Source organism: Pseudomonas sp. NFACC39-1 (genome assembly GCF_900110355.1).
GTDB lineage: Bacteria > Pseudomonadota > Gammaproteobacteria > Pseudomonadales > Pseudomonadaceae > Aquipseudomonas > Aquipseudomonas tehranensis.
This window is the reverse complement of the sequence record NZ_FODL01000004.1, coordinates 198,150-211,440: the sequence shown is the minus strand read 5'-3', so window position 1 is coordinate 211,440 and position 13,291 is coordinate 198,150. Positions and strand designations below refer to the sequence as shown.

General features: G+C 54.7%; 13 protein-coding genes and 2 pseudogenes. 8 read left to right on the top strand and 7 right to left on the bottom strand.

Annotated features, from left to right (window positions below; genetic code table 11):
- Positions 1-13 precede the first annotated feature (13 nt).
- The 4 genes from BMY45_RS10420 to BMY45_RS10405 all read right to left on the bottom strand — a co-directional run bounded on the left by BMY45_RS10420 (position 14) and on the right by BMY45_RS10405 (position 3,574).
- On the bottom strand, positions 14-460 hold the full coding sequence (locus BMY45_RS10420) for an NUDIX hydrolase (RefSeq protein ID WP_092397277.1): 447 nt from the start codon (positions 458-460) through the stop codon (positions 14-16).
- Between the two features lie 456 nt (positions 461-916).
- The gene (locus BMY45_RS10415) at positions 917-1,756 is read right to left on the bottom strand and encodes an SDR family NAD(P)-dependent oxidoreductase (protein ID WP_092397275.1); all 840 of its coding nucleotides are present in this window, start codon (positions 1,754-1,756) and stop codon (positions 917-919) included.
- Positions 1,757-1,785: 29 nt separating this feature from the next.
- Complete coding sequence (locus BMY45_RS10410; protein ID WP_092397273.1) at positions 1,786-2,649, bottom strand: SDR family NAD(P)-dependent oxidoreductase; 864 nt, start codon at positions 2,647-2,649, stop codon at positions 1,786-1,788.
- A 4-nt stretch (positions 2,650-2,653) separates the two neighbouring features.
- The gene (locus BMY45_RS10405) at positions 2,654-3,574 is read right to left on the bottom strand and encodes an alpha/beta hydrolase (protein ID WP_092397749.1); all 921 of its coding nucleotides are present in this window, start codon (positions 3,572-3,574) and stop codon (positions 2,654-2,656) included.
- 133 nt (positions 3,575-3,707) lie between these two features.
- On the opposite strand from BMY45_RS10405, the gene BMY45_RS10400 reads away from it, so the two are divergent.
- Positions 3,708-4,721: an AraC family transcriptional regulator gene (locus BMY45_RS10400; RefSeq protein WP_092397271.1), complete on the top strand. Its 1,014-nt coding sequence runs from the start codon at positions 3,708-3,710 to the stop codon at positions 4,719-4,721.
- Positions 4,722-5,040: 319 nt separating this feature from the next.
- Here the strand turns inward: BMY45_RS10400 and BMY45_RS10395 are convergent, their stop codons facing one another.
- Together BMY45_RS10395 and BMY45_RS10390 are read right to left on the bottom strand one after the other, a co-directional pair.
- Positions 5,041-5,220, bottom strand: a complete 180-nt coding sequence (locus BMY45_RS10395; protein WP_092397269.1) for a hypothetical protein — start codon at positions 5,218-5,220, stop codon at positions 5,041-5,043.
- 200 nt (positions 5,221-5,420) lie between these two features.
- Positions 5,421-5,786: a DUF6124 family protein gene (locus BMY45_RS10390; protein ID WP_047227997.1), complete on the bottom strand. Its 366-nt coding sequence runs from the start codon at positions 5,784-5,786 to the stop codon at positions 5,421-5,423.
- An 812-nt stretch (positions 5,787-6,598) separates the two neighbouring features.
- Between BMY45_RS10390 and BMY45_RS10385 the strand changes: the two genes are divergently transcribed.
- From BMY45_RS10385 to BMY45_RS10355, 7 genes and pseudogenes are all read left to right on the top strand, one after another.
- On the top strand, positions 6,599-6,895 hold the full coding sequence (locus tag BMY45_RS10385) for an ArsR/SmtB family transcription factor (protein WP_092397267.1): 297 nt from the start codon (positions 6,599-6,601) through the stop codon (positions 6,893-6,895).
- A 55-nt stretch (positions 6,896-6,950) separates the two neighbouring features.
- The gene (locus BMY45_RS10380) at positions 6,951-7,961 is read left to right on the top strand and encodes a zinc-dependent alcohol dehydrogenase family protein (protein WP_092397265.1); all 1,011 of its coding nucleotides are present in this window, start codon (positions 6,951-6,953) and stop codon (positions 7,959-7,961) included.
- Positions 7,962-8,054, top strand: a pseudogene (locus tag BMY45_RS27465) (transposase domain-containing protein); the annotation flags it as partial. It lies immediately after the preceding gene.
- A 524-nt stretch (positions 8,055-8,578) separates the two neighbouring features.
- Positions 8,579-8,917: a hypothetical protein gene (locus BMY45_RS10370; protein ID WP_092397261.1), complete on the top strand. Its 339-nt coding sequence runs from the start codon at positions 8,579-8,581 to the stop codon at positions 8,915-8,917.
- Positions 8,918-8,934: 17 nt separating this feature from the next.
- The gene (locus tag BMY45_RS10365; RefSeq protein ID WP_177193338.1) at positions 8,935-9,465 is read left to right on the top strand and encodes a helix-turn-helix domain-containing protein; all 531 of its coding nucleotides are present in this window, start codon (positions 8,935-8,937) and stop codon (positions 9,463-9,465) included.
- 430 nt (positions 9,466-9,895) lie between these two features.
- Positions 9,896-10,250: pseudogene (locus BMY45_RS28375) on the top strand (DUF6124 family protein).
- A 416-nt stretch (positions 10,251-10,666) separates the two neighbouring features.
- A complete protein-coding gene (locus tag BMY45_RS10355; protein WP_092397257.1) occupies positions 10,667-11,659 on the top strand; it encodes a TerC family protein in 993 nt (330 codons plus the stop codon).
- Between the two features lie 113 nt (positions 11,660-11,772).
- Here BMY45_RS10355 and BMY45_RS10350 read toward each other — a convergent pair whose 3' ends face one another.
- Complete coding sequence (locus tag BMY45_RS10350) at positions 11,773-12,984, bottom strand: hypothetical protein (RefSeq protein WP_092397255.1); 1,212 nt, start codon at positions 12,982-12,984, stop codon at positions 11,773-11,775.
- Between the last annotated feature and the right edge of the window lie 307 nt (positions 12,985-13,291).

The following is a 13,291-nucleotide window of genomic DNA, read 5'->3' as shown; positions in this document are numbered from 1 at the left end:
CCACAACTGTCATTCAGTCCAACAACGAAGCCTGTTTGAGCAATTCGAAAAGTCCTTCAGGCACTAGCTCAGACGTAGCGGTGAAGCTGGAACCCAGGCACCACGTGGCTTTGAACGAAGCACCATTGCTTTCATGACCGTCTAACCAAGATCGCTCATAGACGTCTACATCATCAAACCTTGCATCGTAGACCTGGACTATTTCATGTCCTGGCTTGCCTGCGTAGGTGAAAATGCTTTCCAAAGTGCCAATCAATCGAACATCGCTGATCGAAAGAGCCAGTTCTTCCTGCACTTCACGGACGATGGCATCGATACCTCGTTCGCCGAACTCAATACCGCCGCCAATCGGGCGAAAGAGGGTTCGCTGTTCAACGGCGTCATAGAATTGGTTAACCAGTATTTTTCCGTGATGATGAAATATACAGAGCGCGAGGGCACGAATGCGTGGTTCTGACATGAGTAAAATTCCCTTTTGACTTAATGAGCTGACGGCACTGGATTCCCTCAACGTGAGGCATGAAATTCAGTAGCAGTAAGATCGCGACCCACAATACTCGATGTGCGAACAGACATTCTAAGCGGAGCCTGGCTGCCAATTATGCGCAAGCAGCTCGCCAATTTCACTTGTCCCCATGTGTGAGCGCGAAATCAATCGCTGGCTCGAACTGGCCGACAAAGCCAGTGGCTGATCAGCGTCACAACACCCACCACCAGACCCGCCAGCAACGCGCCACCCGCCGCAGGTTGCGCACAGCAGGCACCTCAAGGCGTCGATAGGCTGGTGAGCGGTAGTATGACGGGCGGACGGTTTGCCGATTTCCCTCTGCTATATAGCTTGTCCGACGATGGCTGTCCGGTGCGAAAGGCAGTAATCGGCCAAAAGCGGTCATTCGTTCAGTTTTACACTCATACCTCACAGGCCCTTGCTCTCTTTGCTGAGCCTTACCGCTTCTGCGACTTTTCCAGGCTCGAAACCGATCCACTCGATAAGCCGACGAAGCAAGCCTGGGGCTTTCGCCACCAGCCCTTGGCTGCGTGGCACCGTCACCAGATCACGCCGCTGCTCGATGCACGCCACCAGGGCGGCCACCACCTGTTCCAACGCAACGAACTGCCAGACCCCCTGATGGTTATTCCAGACCAGGGTAGAAGACGGCCCGTCGATGACCGCCTCCATCATCGGCGTCTGGAAGAAGGTCGGGTGGAACGATCCGACGCCCACGTCGTGCTGACGAAGCTCCAGGCGCAGGCTGTTACACAGAGCCCAGACTCCGGCCTTGCTGGCGGTGTAGGCCGTGTTCAACGGCGAGTGGACGAAAGCCGCCATTGACGAGATGGCCAGTAGATAGCCCTGGCGCGCCTTCACATAGGGCAGGGCAGCGCGGAAGGTGCGTGCCACGCCGTTGAGGTTGATATCGATAACCCGCTCAAACGTGGCAGGGGCTAGGTACTCTAGGGCGACCACCGAGCTGACACCAGCACCGGCGATCACTACATCAATTGCGCCGAAGTGCTGCGCGGCCTTCTTCAGCGCTGTTTCCAGACTTTCAATTGAACGCACGTTGGCCACCCAACCGGCAGCGACATCAGGCCCGCCCAGGGTGGCAGCCATGGCATTCAAGCTATCCAAATCGAGATCCAGCAAGACCAGCTTCGCACCTTTGTCGCGCAGGGCTTGCGCGGCGGCCCTGCCGAGACCACCGGTGGCACCAGTGATGGCAATGACGCGGTCAATCAGCGAGTAGTTTTTCATAGGGTAGGCCTTAAGCAAATAGTGGGGCATCAGTCTGTGGTCTGATTGCGAACGGCCTCTTCTTCCAACTGGTGGAGCAACCGTTGCAGGTGGGTATCGCGTGCCAGATGCCAGTCCGTGAAAACGTTTAACAGGCCGCGCATCAGGGAAATGGGCGCCCAGCGAACCGGTACAACGATGCGCGGCTGGCGCTTTTGCAGACCGCGCACCACGCCACGTGCCACCAGTTCCGGTTGTATCGCTCGATGCAGGAAGGCTGGCAATAGGGTCTCGTTCATCTCGGTGGCGATGGCATTACCCCCGAAGGCAACTTTGGCGATAGCGGTCGCCGTCCAGCCGGGATAAAGCACACTGGCGCTGGCTCCGGTCGCACTCAGCTCGGCGCGCAGCGAGCGGGCCAGCGACTCCACTGCTGCCTTACTCGCGGCATAGGGAGCATTGGCTATGCCGTTCAAGTAGGCATAGACCGATGACGTGACCAGCATCTGGCCCCGGTTGCGAACGACCTCCGGCAGTGCCGCGCGTATCGTGTGCCACACACCGAACAGATCCACCTCAATGATGCGGAGGAACTCCGCTTCGTCGCAGGTGCGCAGGGTCGCAGGTACTCCCCGCCAAGAGATGCCGGCATTGGCGAAGGCCACATCGAGACGGCCGAAGCGCTCGACTGTCTGGCGTATCACCGCCTTGGCCGCCAGGGCGTCGGTGACGTCAAACGCCAGTGGCAGCACTCGTTGATCGTTGAACTCCTGGGCCAACTTGTCCACCGCCTCCTGTGAGGTATCGGTTAGCACCAGGCTGGCGCCGTGCGCATATAGCTCACGTGCACTGGCAGCGCCGATGCCGCCAGCCGCGCCGGTGATCAGAATCACTTTGCCTTGAAGGTCGTACATATTCTCACCTCTTCGTTGGAGTGCTTGGCACGTGGCGCTTGAGGAAGTCGAGTTGATCATCCACAACCTGTTCGAAGGCTTTGCCCACATAAATTTCGAAGTGCCCATAGGCATAGCGCTTGATCTCCTGATGTGGCGCACGCCGGGCGTGATGCAGCGTCCGCTTCGCCGGAGCCACGCTGTCGGGATCACACACGCAAAACAGCACTGGTGCTTGGATACGTGGCGCACTGCGCCCGGGGTAATAGCGAATGATGTCTAGGGCAAAGCGCGCAGCGGCCTCTTTGCGGATACGTGCACCTGACGGGATCAACCCGTTATAGCCACTCCAGGCATCCGGGGAAGTCATGAATGCCGTATCGCCAGGTCGACCGGCGAGCGGAACCAGAATGGGTTTGGCACCGAACCACGAACCAATTCGGTCGGCCAGGGCCATTAAGGTGAGGCGAAGAGATACCAGGGGCTTGATGGCAAGACTAGAGCTCAGACCGTCGGTGAAGGGACATTGTGAGACGACAGCGGCCACACCGGCATCGCCGGCCGCGGTGACCAGCACATGTCCGCCACCGAACGAGGTGCCCCAGATAACGATACGCTCCGCGTTCACATCCGCGAGTCGACGGGCGTGATCTATCGCGGCTTTCCAGTCTTCGAGTTGGCGGTTGATATCCAGCAGTTGGCGTGGCTCACCCTCGCTGTCGCCGAAGTGGCGATAGTCGAAGACCAAGCAGGCGTAGCCGGCGGCGGCGAAGCGTTCGGCAAAGGCAGGCAAACGCATCTTGCGCGTCCCGCCAAGTCCATGTGCCATCACTACCACCGGGAAAGGTCCGGCACCCAGTGGGCGGTAAAAATCGGCAACGCAATGTGAGCCGTTGGAGAAAAACTGGATTGTCGCTGGTGCCAGAAGTTCGGTGATCGTTTTCATGAACAGCATCCGCTGGAATGGCTGGAGTGCTGTCATTTTCGGCCGCTGCTGTTATGAAGGCTTGACGGTACCCGACGCCCCGCTTGACACTTTGCGCCAAACAACAAAAGGCCAACCCACCTAATGAGGCCCGATGAACCAGCCCTTGTATAGGCGCGTAGTGCCCGAGAGCTACGTGCAACTGATCTATGAATACCTGGAGGCACTCGGTCATGAGCCCGAGTCGGTACTTGGCCGGCCCTGGCCCACACCCGCCCAAGGGGGCGGCGGCGTTGACGTGGAATGCTGGGATCGCCTGTTGGTGATAGCGGCGCACGAGTTAGGCGATCCGCTGTTAGGACTTCACCTCGGTCAAACCATCAGCGCCCGGCATATCGGTGTGCTCGGATCGGTGCTGCTGGCCTGCGGTAATCTCGGTACTGCTCTGCAACGATTGGAACGCTACATTCGCCTGGTGTACGACGTCATTCCCATGACTCGCCGCTACGGCGACGGCTGGTTCGAATTGGTATGGGATGTCAGCCAGTACCAGCCCGGACCCTTGGTGAATGAAACCGGTATGGTTGCTGTAGTGCAGTTCTGCCGTGCCCTAGTGCGCGGCACCGTGAACCCGTTGCGGATCGATTTCACTCATTCCGGCCCTCTTGACTCCAGACCTTACGAAGCATTCTTCGGTTGCCCGGTACATTTCGGTCAGGCCGAGGCGGTGTTACGTTTCTCCGCGCAACTACTCGAACTGCCCTTTAAGAGCCCCGATCCTGAGCTAGTCTCCCTGTTGGAACAACATGCGGATCGCCTGCTGGCCCAGTTGCCACAGCAGGATGAGTTCGTGGCACACCTGCGCAAGGCCATCGCCCATGTCATGCGCGAAGGTGAGCCGAGCATAGAGCGAATAAGTCCCCGACTGGGCACCTCGCCACGCACGCTACAGCGCCGTCTAAAAGAGGCCGGCACCAGCTTTCGCTATGAGTTGAACCTAGTGCGCCACGAACTGGCGCTGTCGTACCTGCGCGATCCACGCCTGCAAATCGTGGATATCGCCATGCTGCTGGGCTATTCGGAGCACAGTGCCTTCTCTCGCGCCTTCAAGGAGTGGAGCGGAAGGTCGCCCCATGAAGCTAGGCAACTTAGTTCGAAGAGTTACTGAGCGGGGAATCCTTCGAATTAGGGAGGGCTTCAGGAGCAGTGTCTGATCGGCCTGGGGGAATTCAATCCTTCAAAACCGGACTGGAAATCGCGCCTCTGCGCGAAATCCACATCTGCTGACGTGCCGATAAATTTCAGATTTAACGTCGCTTTTCGGCCCGTCCCCTTTTCGGTCATGCTCACCGTCTCCGTCCAAAATAAAGACGTTCCCATTTCCACGCCCTCGACGTCATCGAGAAAGCCCCCTCTTGCAAGCCGAATACGCCTTGAGCCGGCTACCGCCACGGCATGACCAAAAAAGGTATCTCAGCGATAGAGCATCAAACATGCTTAGCGACAAAAGCGACGACGACAAACACAGTCAGAGCGAACGCTGCACCGATGCTGAACGGCAACCACGTAACGCGGAATGGGGTCGGGCGCCTCATTTCTTCAGCTAAAGCCTCCACCTCACGATGTAATTGCTCGATGCTTGATTGATAACTTCGATGTGTGGACATGTCTTTTTCTCCTCCCTGATCGGGGGCCCTGCTGAGTCAGTGAAACGAAGCCAGCGGACGTCAGTCGCTCATTTCCTATAGTCCGTCTGCGGTGCCACTATTTCCGATCTGCGCAGTTGTGGATAGCGGATGGTTCCCGCTTGGCTGTAGGCAAAATCAATGCTGTGAGGGCGCAGGCGCCCTCACAACGTACCTGGCGACTACCCAGGTAACTGGTGGTTATCCAGTACGCGATTCACCGCTAACTCACTCAACATGATCACCTGTTGCAGCACCATCATCGTGTTGCGCTGCGAGCCTTCCATTGCGCCGGCGATATCACTGGCCATATCGCTGGCCGACGCCAGCGATTCGCAGGCGTGGACGAGCAGCGTTTCGTCATCCACCGTTGGGTCGATGAGGAAGATGTTGCCGGACTTGCGGGGCGGTATCTGCGTTTTCGGCGCCCCGGGGTTGAGGTAGAAGTTGAGTGCGCGGTCTGCCGCCTCTTTTAGCTTCTTAGGATCGAGAGAGGCGTCGTAGGGTACCGGATCGATATCCGGGGGGTTGGGGGTAACCTTGAACATATGTCTAATTCCAGAGTTGGGGCCGCAACCGTTCTCTACTAAAAGAAGGGTGGCGGCTGTGCGCAGGTTAGTAGACCGGTGGAATTAGCAATGCCGGCGCGCCCAAGGGCGCCCTGCGCACAACCACCATTAAGTGCAGGAAAAAAACCTGACTGAATGGTGCTCATGCACCTTACTAACACCATCCGGGCTACTAAACCCGACCACTGATGGGCAGTGGCAGGTAAACGATAGAGGCCGAGGGGCACAGCGCACAAGCCAGCGGATTCTGACGCACGCGTAAGTAAGGACGCAAGGTGTCGTAGCCTTTAGGACGTAACGCCGGGTGTCTTTAAACATGCGCCTTGGAACATGTTTATGCGCAACAAACATCGAGCGTTTCGTTGAGGTTTTCGGGACTGAATTGCCGGCAGCACTGCGTTGGATTCGGGGCGGGGAGACTGGACGCTGGCTATCACCTTTGGCTTCGTTGATTGGGCTTTGAATCGTGCTGGTTGCGTACGGCAGGCACCTCAGAGCGTCGATAGGCTGGTGAGCGGCAGCGTGACGGGCGGCCGGTCTGCCGATTTCCTTCTGGCTATGTAGCTTGTCCGAGGATGGTGTCCGGTGCGAAAGGCAGTGATCGGCCAGAAGCAGTCGTTCAAGCATACCGGGGATGTCTACCAGCTCAGCGGGATAGTCCAAGCAGTCATTCAATGCGCCCACAAAAAGCAGGCTCGATTCAGCTGAATGCGTTTTTTGATTTCAATCCTTTGCGTTGGGTAATAGATTACTTATTGAACATTTCGTAAAAAAGCGTAGCATTGCCGCCCATGATACTCGAACAGCTCAAAGCCCTGGGCAATGACACTCGCATGCAAATGATGGAGTGGCTCAAAGACCCACTCAGTAATTTCCCCCCTCAGGATCATGGCGATCCTGCGATAGGCGTGTGCGTCACCCATTTGCAGCACAAGGCCGGGCTTTCACCTTCTACCGCGTCTGCACATTTAGCTATCTTGCAACGTGCAGGCTTCGTGCTGACCACCCGCATCGGAAAGTGGACTTACTACCGGCGCAATGAGCAGGCGATTGATGACTTTGCGGCTAGGCTGCTCATCGAATTGTAATTTTTAAACCTTCATTTCGTTATTTCGCGTAATGAGAAAACATGAGGAAACCCCTATGAGCAGCAAAACTATCTTCGTTGAACCCGGTGGCGGCTATGAAAAGGTTGTGGTTGGCAGCAGCGAAGTCCGAGCCGCAGCGCGTGGCGAAATCACCGTACGCCTTCATGCCAACTCGCTCAACTACCACGACTTCGCGGTGGTCAGCGGTATGTGGGGCCCTAGCGAAAAACGCATCCCCATGGCCGATGGTGCAGGTGAAGTCATTGCTGTCGGCCCAGATGTCACTGAATTCAAGGTGGGTGACTCGGTCGTCAGCACCTTCTTCCCGGAATGGATCAACGGTGCACCACTGGTTGAAGGCTTTGTCAGCGTGCCAGGTGATGGCATTGACGGTTACGCTCGTGAGCAAGTGACGGCCAACGCCACATCGTTCACCCTCGCGCCTATTGGCTACAGCCATGCTGAAGCGTCGACGCTTACCACCGCCGGCCTTACTGCATGGCGCGCCCTGATGGCCGATGACTCACTCAAGCCGGGCGACACCGTGCTCGTCCAAGGCACTGGTGGCGTTTCAATTTTCGCCCTGCAGTTCGCTAAAATGGCCGGTGCTACCGTTATTGCGACCTCTTCAAGCGACGAAAAACTTGAACGTCTGAAAGCGCTAGGCGCTGATCATGTGATCAATTACCGCAAAGACCTCAACTGGGGCGAAACTGCACGCGCGCTAACGGGTGGCCGTGGTGTTGACCACATCATCGAAGTCGGCGGTCCTGCGACGCTTGAGCAATCGATGAGTGCAGTTCGAGTTGCTGGTCACATCTCCATCATCGGCATATTGAGTGGCGTAAGTGGTGCAATGAATTTTGTACCGGCACTGATCAAGCAAGTGCGTCTGCAGGGTGTATTGGTGGGTAGCCGCAGCCAGCAGCAGGACATGATCCGAGCCATCAATGCTAATGGCATGCGCCCGATTATCGATCGTCATTTCCCTTTAAGCGAGATTGTCGAAGCGTTCAAGTATCAGGAAACCAACCAGCATTTCGGAAAAATTTGCCTGGATATCTAAGCACGCATGCATGGGCATGATCCGTATGCCTATCTCAAAGATGCGCTGCCACGGCTGCCGACGCAGCGGACGAGAGAGATTGGCCCCATGCTGTCTGTCACAACCGGCAGCAAGGGGTCCAGGCTGTGTAAATTTTCGAGCGCGACAGGTACTCAAAATCGGACTGGAAATCGGACCGAAAAGGGGACAGATTTATTTAATGCGCTCGCAACGTCCTCTTCTGGCCGGTTGCAGCCCCTCACGGCAGGCAGAAATCGGCCAGGAGCTGCCTATCACGAAAGGCAAAAGCCGGCCTATACCGGGCATGCACGATGCATATTACGAACTAAGAACTTTAGTAAAATTCTATTTTAATTTCAGTGGTTTATGCTCATCCGAGCTGAGCATGCCGCAGGCAGGAGACCTGCCCTCGGGACTATTTTGGTAAATCTGAACCAAAAATTTCGACACACATTACTCCCGCGTCTATTCTCTGCCCATCATTACAAATATGGCATATATCAATTGAGAATACATATGCGGTTTTTTGAGAATTCAAAGCTATACATGTAGGGCTATTTACAGCTCCACCAATTTTCATCGCCAGAATAAAAAGGATCGAAATCTAGGAGAACACCATGATTAACGTCAACATGAGATTTAATGACGGGACTTATGAAAGGCTAAGGGATTGGATTCAAAGTGGCACTCTTGATCTTATGGAAGGTGCATATTGGTTGGTGGCCGAGCTTTATGATATTGAAAAAACAGGGTGGGTCAAAGGCAATTGTGTCGCGGGAAATACACCAATACGCGTTTGGCATCTCCAACAAAAGCCTTGCAGTGTATTGTACAGGGATAGAAAGCCTTCTCCCCTTCAATTAAACCTAACCATAGATAGAGCTATTAATGGCAACCAGGAAAGGGACTGGACTAAACTGGGGAAATCTGTCTTGGTGGAGCCGTCCGGCCCGTAACGATGCAAGGTGCCAAAATGAAAAAATCAGTTTCATCCTTAATTGGTTTAATTGAAGAAAAGTCCAAAAAGGATCCAGTGTCACGTAGGATATGGTCTACAGCCACGATTACTAATAACTTTGCGCGAGCTATTAAGACCCTTAGACGCCAACTCGATTGGAGCGAAGAAACACTTGCCAAAAAAATTGGCTGCTCTACAGATGTAATTTTTAACATCGAGAACCCAACCCCAAGAAATATACCAAGGCTTGAAGATATGATCGCTATCGCTCAAGCCCTTGGTGGAGAGTTAAGTGTTGATGTAAAGCCGGTCGAAATAAGCTCCAAAAGCACAATATCTTCGACAAACACCCTTATCGAAATAATGCAGGATGTTGATACATTAAGGCGACAGTATCTTTTAAGTCCTAGCGACCATGAATCTCTTGCTGTTGTTTCGGTTAATTCGGAGGGGCACGTAAGGCTCCCTAAAACCATTGAGATTGAAGTGGACAGCGAGGCCATTTTCCACAGTATTCCTATGCAGGTAAAATTTGATGAACCCTAATTTCTGGCCATCATTGCTTGGGCTAATAGGAACGTTCTTATTGGCGGTAGTACCCATTCGGGTTGAGTGGTTTAGGTTTCGATCAAGGAGGTTAGACGGAGCCACTCCGTCCAATCCTCTCTTGGCAGAATTAGTCACCCAATCAAAAGCGACTCGAGAAGCTATAATAGTGGCGAAGTGGACCATTCGCGACTCCATGTGTGTTATTTTTGGGGTTTTCTTTTTGATGGCTTCATATGTTATTCAACTACTTTCCTAGCAAATTCTTGAAATCCCCCTCTGTTCTTGAGCTGTTATGGGTGATTTGAGATGCCTAATAGCAGATACGAATATCTACATTGTTCATAGAATAAGTAGACGGATTATTTCCTGATATTCAGGCTGCCACCCTTCTTCTCCTCAGCCAACTTGCTCAAACCGCCGCCGTTTCATGCCCCCCCCGAATCCGCCAGAAGCAGATTCCACTGCTACGTCGCAAAATCCAAAGCCAAGCAGCTAGACGAAATCACCAAACGCGTGCTTGATCACTATTTGCTGCCGAAACCGGAAAATCTCAAGATGGACCAAAACCGGGCCAGCTATTCACCGTCGTGAAAGGCCTCGATAACGAATGCCTGCTTGCCAACCTCAACGAGACGTTAGCTTCGGCTGATGCCATGGTGAGTGATCTGGCGTTTGATCTGGATGGATCGAGGCGTCATGTGGCGCAGGGCATCCAGCAGTTGATTGAGCTGAGCTCGTTGCTGGCGAATCGGGTGTCGGATAACGTGGAACCGCGACAATAGTATTCAGCCCCAACGAAAAACCCCGACGTTTTGCGTCGGGTTTTGGTTCTTCTATCTGCAGAAGCGGACGATTAAGCTGTAAATATTCTCAAATTTTTTTCCCGCATATCCACCACGGTCCCTCCTAGCGATAGGCTGCAAACAGCCAAAAGCGGACCTATAGGCTCCGACTACGCGGGTGAATTGAGGTCGATGACGCCCTGGATATGGCGGAACAGACTGAGGTTTCCATGCATAGCGACATTCCAACCTCAGCAACACCCTCCCCCACTGAAACACCTTGCAACCCTTACCTGATTGAGAAATCCCCCACGCCTCTCTAAATTTTTTCCCACAACGCCGGGCCCCTCTGACAGCGAATCGCTGCCATGTCGGAGTTGCAGTTTGTACAACTTCGACACTGAGAGGAGGGGCTTATGACTGCCCTGGAACCGTTCTTTTTTGCCGAGTTTCTCGGCACCGCCACTTGGGTGTGGCTCGTTTTTATCAGCATCGTTATCAGCCTGTTGGTCTTCGACCTCGGGGTGTTACACCGTGAGCATCGAGAAATCGGCGTTCGTGAAAGCTTGCTGCTGTCTGCTGGCTATATCACGGCCAGTTTGCTGTTTGGGCTCTGGGTCTGGCAGGTCAAGGGCGGAGACGCCGGGATGGATTTCTACACCGGCTTTCTGATCGAGAAATCGTTGTCGATGGACAACGTATTCCTGATGGCGATGATCTTCAGCTTTCTCTCAATCCCGCGTAAGTATCAGCACGAGGTGCTGTTCTGGGGCATTCTCGGTGTGATCGTGCTGCGCGCGATCATGATTGGCCTAGGTGCGGCGCTGATCGCCGAGTTTAGTTGGATCCTCTATGTGTTCGGCATCTTCCTGCTGTTGACCGGGGCCAAGATGCTGTTCAGCAAGATCGATGACCACCCGGACCTTAGCGAAAACCTGCTGGTGAAGTTCCTGCGCAAACACATGCGGGTGACCGATCGCTTGCATGAAGGGCGCTTCTTCGTCCGCCAGGCGGATGCCAGTGGGAAGTCCGTGCTCTGGGCGACGCCGTTGTTCCTGGCCCTGGTGCTGATTGAGTGTGCCGACTTGGTGTTCGCTGTGGACAGCGTGCCGGCGATCTTTGCCATCACTCAGGATCCCTTCATCGTCTACACCTCTAACATCTTCGCCATCCTTGGCCTGCGTGCGTTGTATTTCGCTCTGGCGGCGATGATTCACCGCTTCGCCTATCTCAAGTACGCCCTGGCGCTTGTGCTGGTGTTTATCGGCGGCAAGATTTTCCTGGTCGGCATCATCGGCAAGATTCCGGCGGTGATTTCCCTGAGCGTGACCCTGGCTTTGTTGCTGGGCGGTGTGCTGCTATCGCTTTGGAAAACCCGCGAGCAGGCCTCTGCCCGCTCGCAGGTTTAGATCCAAACAGGTGGCGGCCGCTACACGAAAACAATATTGGCGCCTGCCATCGGGGGGCCATAGGCCGATGTCGTTGAATGGGTGAGGGGCAGCCGAAAGTGAGCCGCCCCTCATCACTTAAACGCGATGTACTGTTGTGTAGGCGCGTTGGTGAATAGTCCGCCCCCCTTCGATGCGTTCTCGAATGCAGACGCGAATTGGTAGAGTCCGATATCGTTCATCTGCACAACCTTGCTTTCATTCTTCGATCCGTGGAGAGAGTGAAAGACAATGCCTCGAACGGGAATCCCCCCTGGGTTGATTAATGCGTTGAGGATTTTTACAGGTAAATCCGTCTTCGTTTCAGGCCCTATGTACGATGCGTTTTTGTTTGCCATATTGATAAGGCACCAGAACAACCATTTGGGTGACATTTGCTGGCCGGTACTGGGATGACCCAGTGTCGCGTTGACGCTTCCTTTCGCTTCAACAATCAGGTACTCAATTACATTGCCTGTGCGCATGTCGCGTTTGACCCAGATCTGGTCTATTCCATTGGGGCGCATCCCGTTTGCGGACTTCCCCATTTTCATCTGGTAGTCCGTGCCATACGCGGTGATCAGGAGTTTGCTTGCTGCATATTCCCCGCGGGCCGACGTTATAGACTGCGAGGTCTTCAGATCTCCACGAAGGTTCGTGTAGTGGGTGCTCAAGCGATTTCCAGATTTGACATCGTTTCTTTTGAACCGGTCCCAGCCGAGGCTGTGATCCTCCCCCTGAAGCCAGGTGTTCACCGCTTCCCTGGTCGTGGCGTCGAGCCTGGAAACGGCGTCGTAGTGATCCCACGCTTCTTTTGCCTGCCGACGCACGATCCCTTGCTGCCGTATATCCTCGAATGCCAGCAACATCTGCGCACGATGTGTCCGAATCCACTGCACATGCTGATTAGTTGAGTCGAACAGCGGATGACTATAGGCGCTACCTTGGGTATGACGCGCATCCCGCCTCAGTGCCTGTGAGATTTCAGTTTGGCCCTGCACGTCGAGTAGAACGAGTTGGTCGGCGCTGGAATTGCTCGGCAGTACGGCGTGACGGTTCACAATCTGGCTGACCACGCTACTCTCGGGCGGATCCAGCAACTTTCGTATGCCTATCGTTCCGAGGGCTGTGTACGGGTATTGCTGGCTCGATAAAAGCGTCAGATTATTCGTGGTCAGATCCAGCGCAGGTTGGTCACCCAGATAAAGATCTACTTTCAGACCGCCAGGCCGCCCCGCTTCCAGGTTGTTCAAGATGCGTTGATTCAACGAGTCGTTGGTGTCGGTATAACTGGTCAACTGGTTCATAACAGGCGCCGTCCGTTGGCAAGGGTAAAGGCCGGATACAGAGCCGCAGTGAACGTTCGTTTACGGTCACTATCACTACGCGGTGCTTGATAGCAGCATAGAACACTGTCTCTAGAGTGTGAGTCTGAATTCAAAACCGGTGTAACGGGCGCTCAGGGGCATTCAGCGGGAATACGCGGATGCCTGCAAGAGGCCGCCTGCGCAGGCGGCATGACGCGAAACGGTTCACTGCCGCAGCAGGGCAGTGCTGACTGGCTCAATCGAATGAAGAAAGCCTGTCCATCGTTGTTCGTGCACTGGCAGGTCT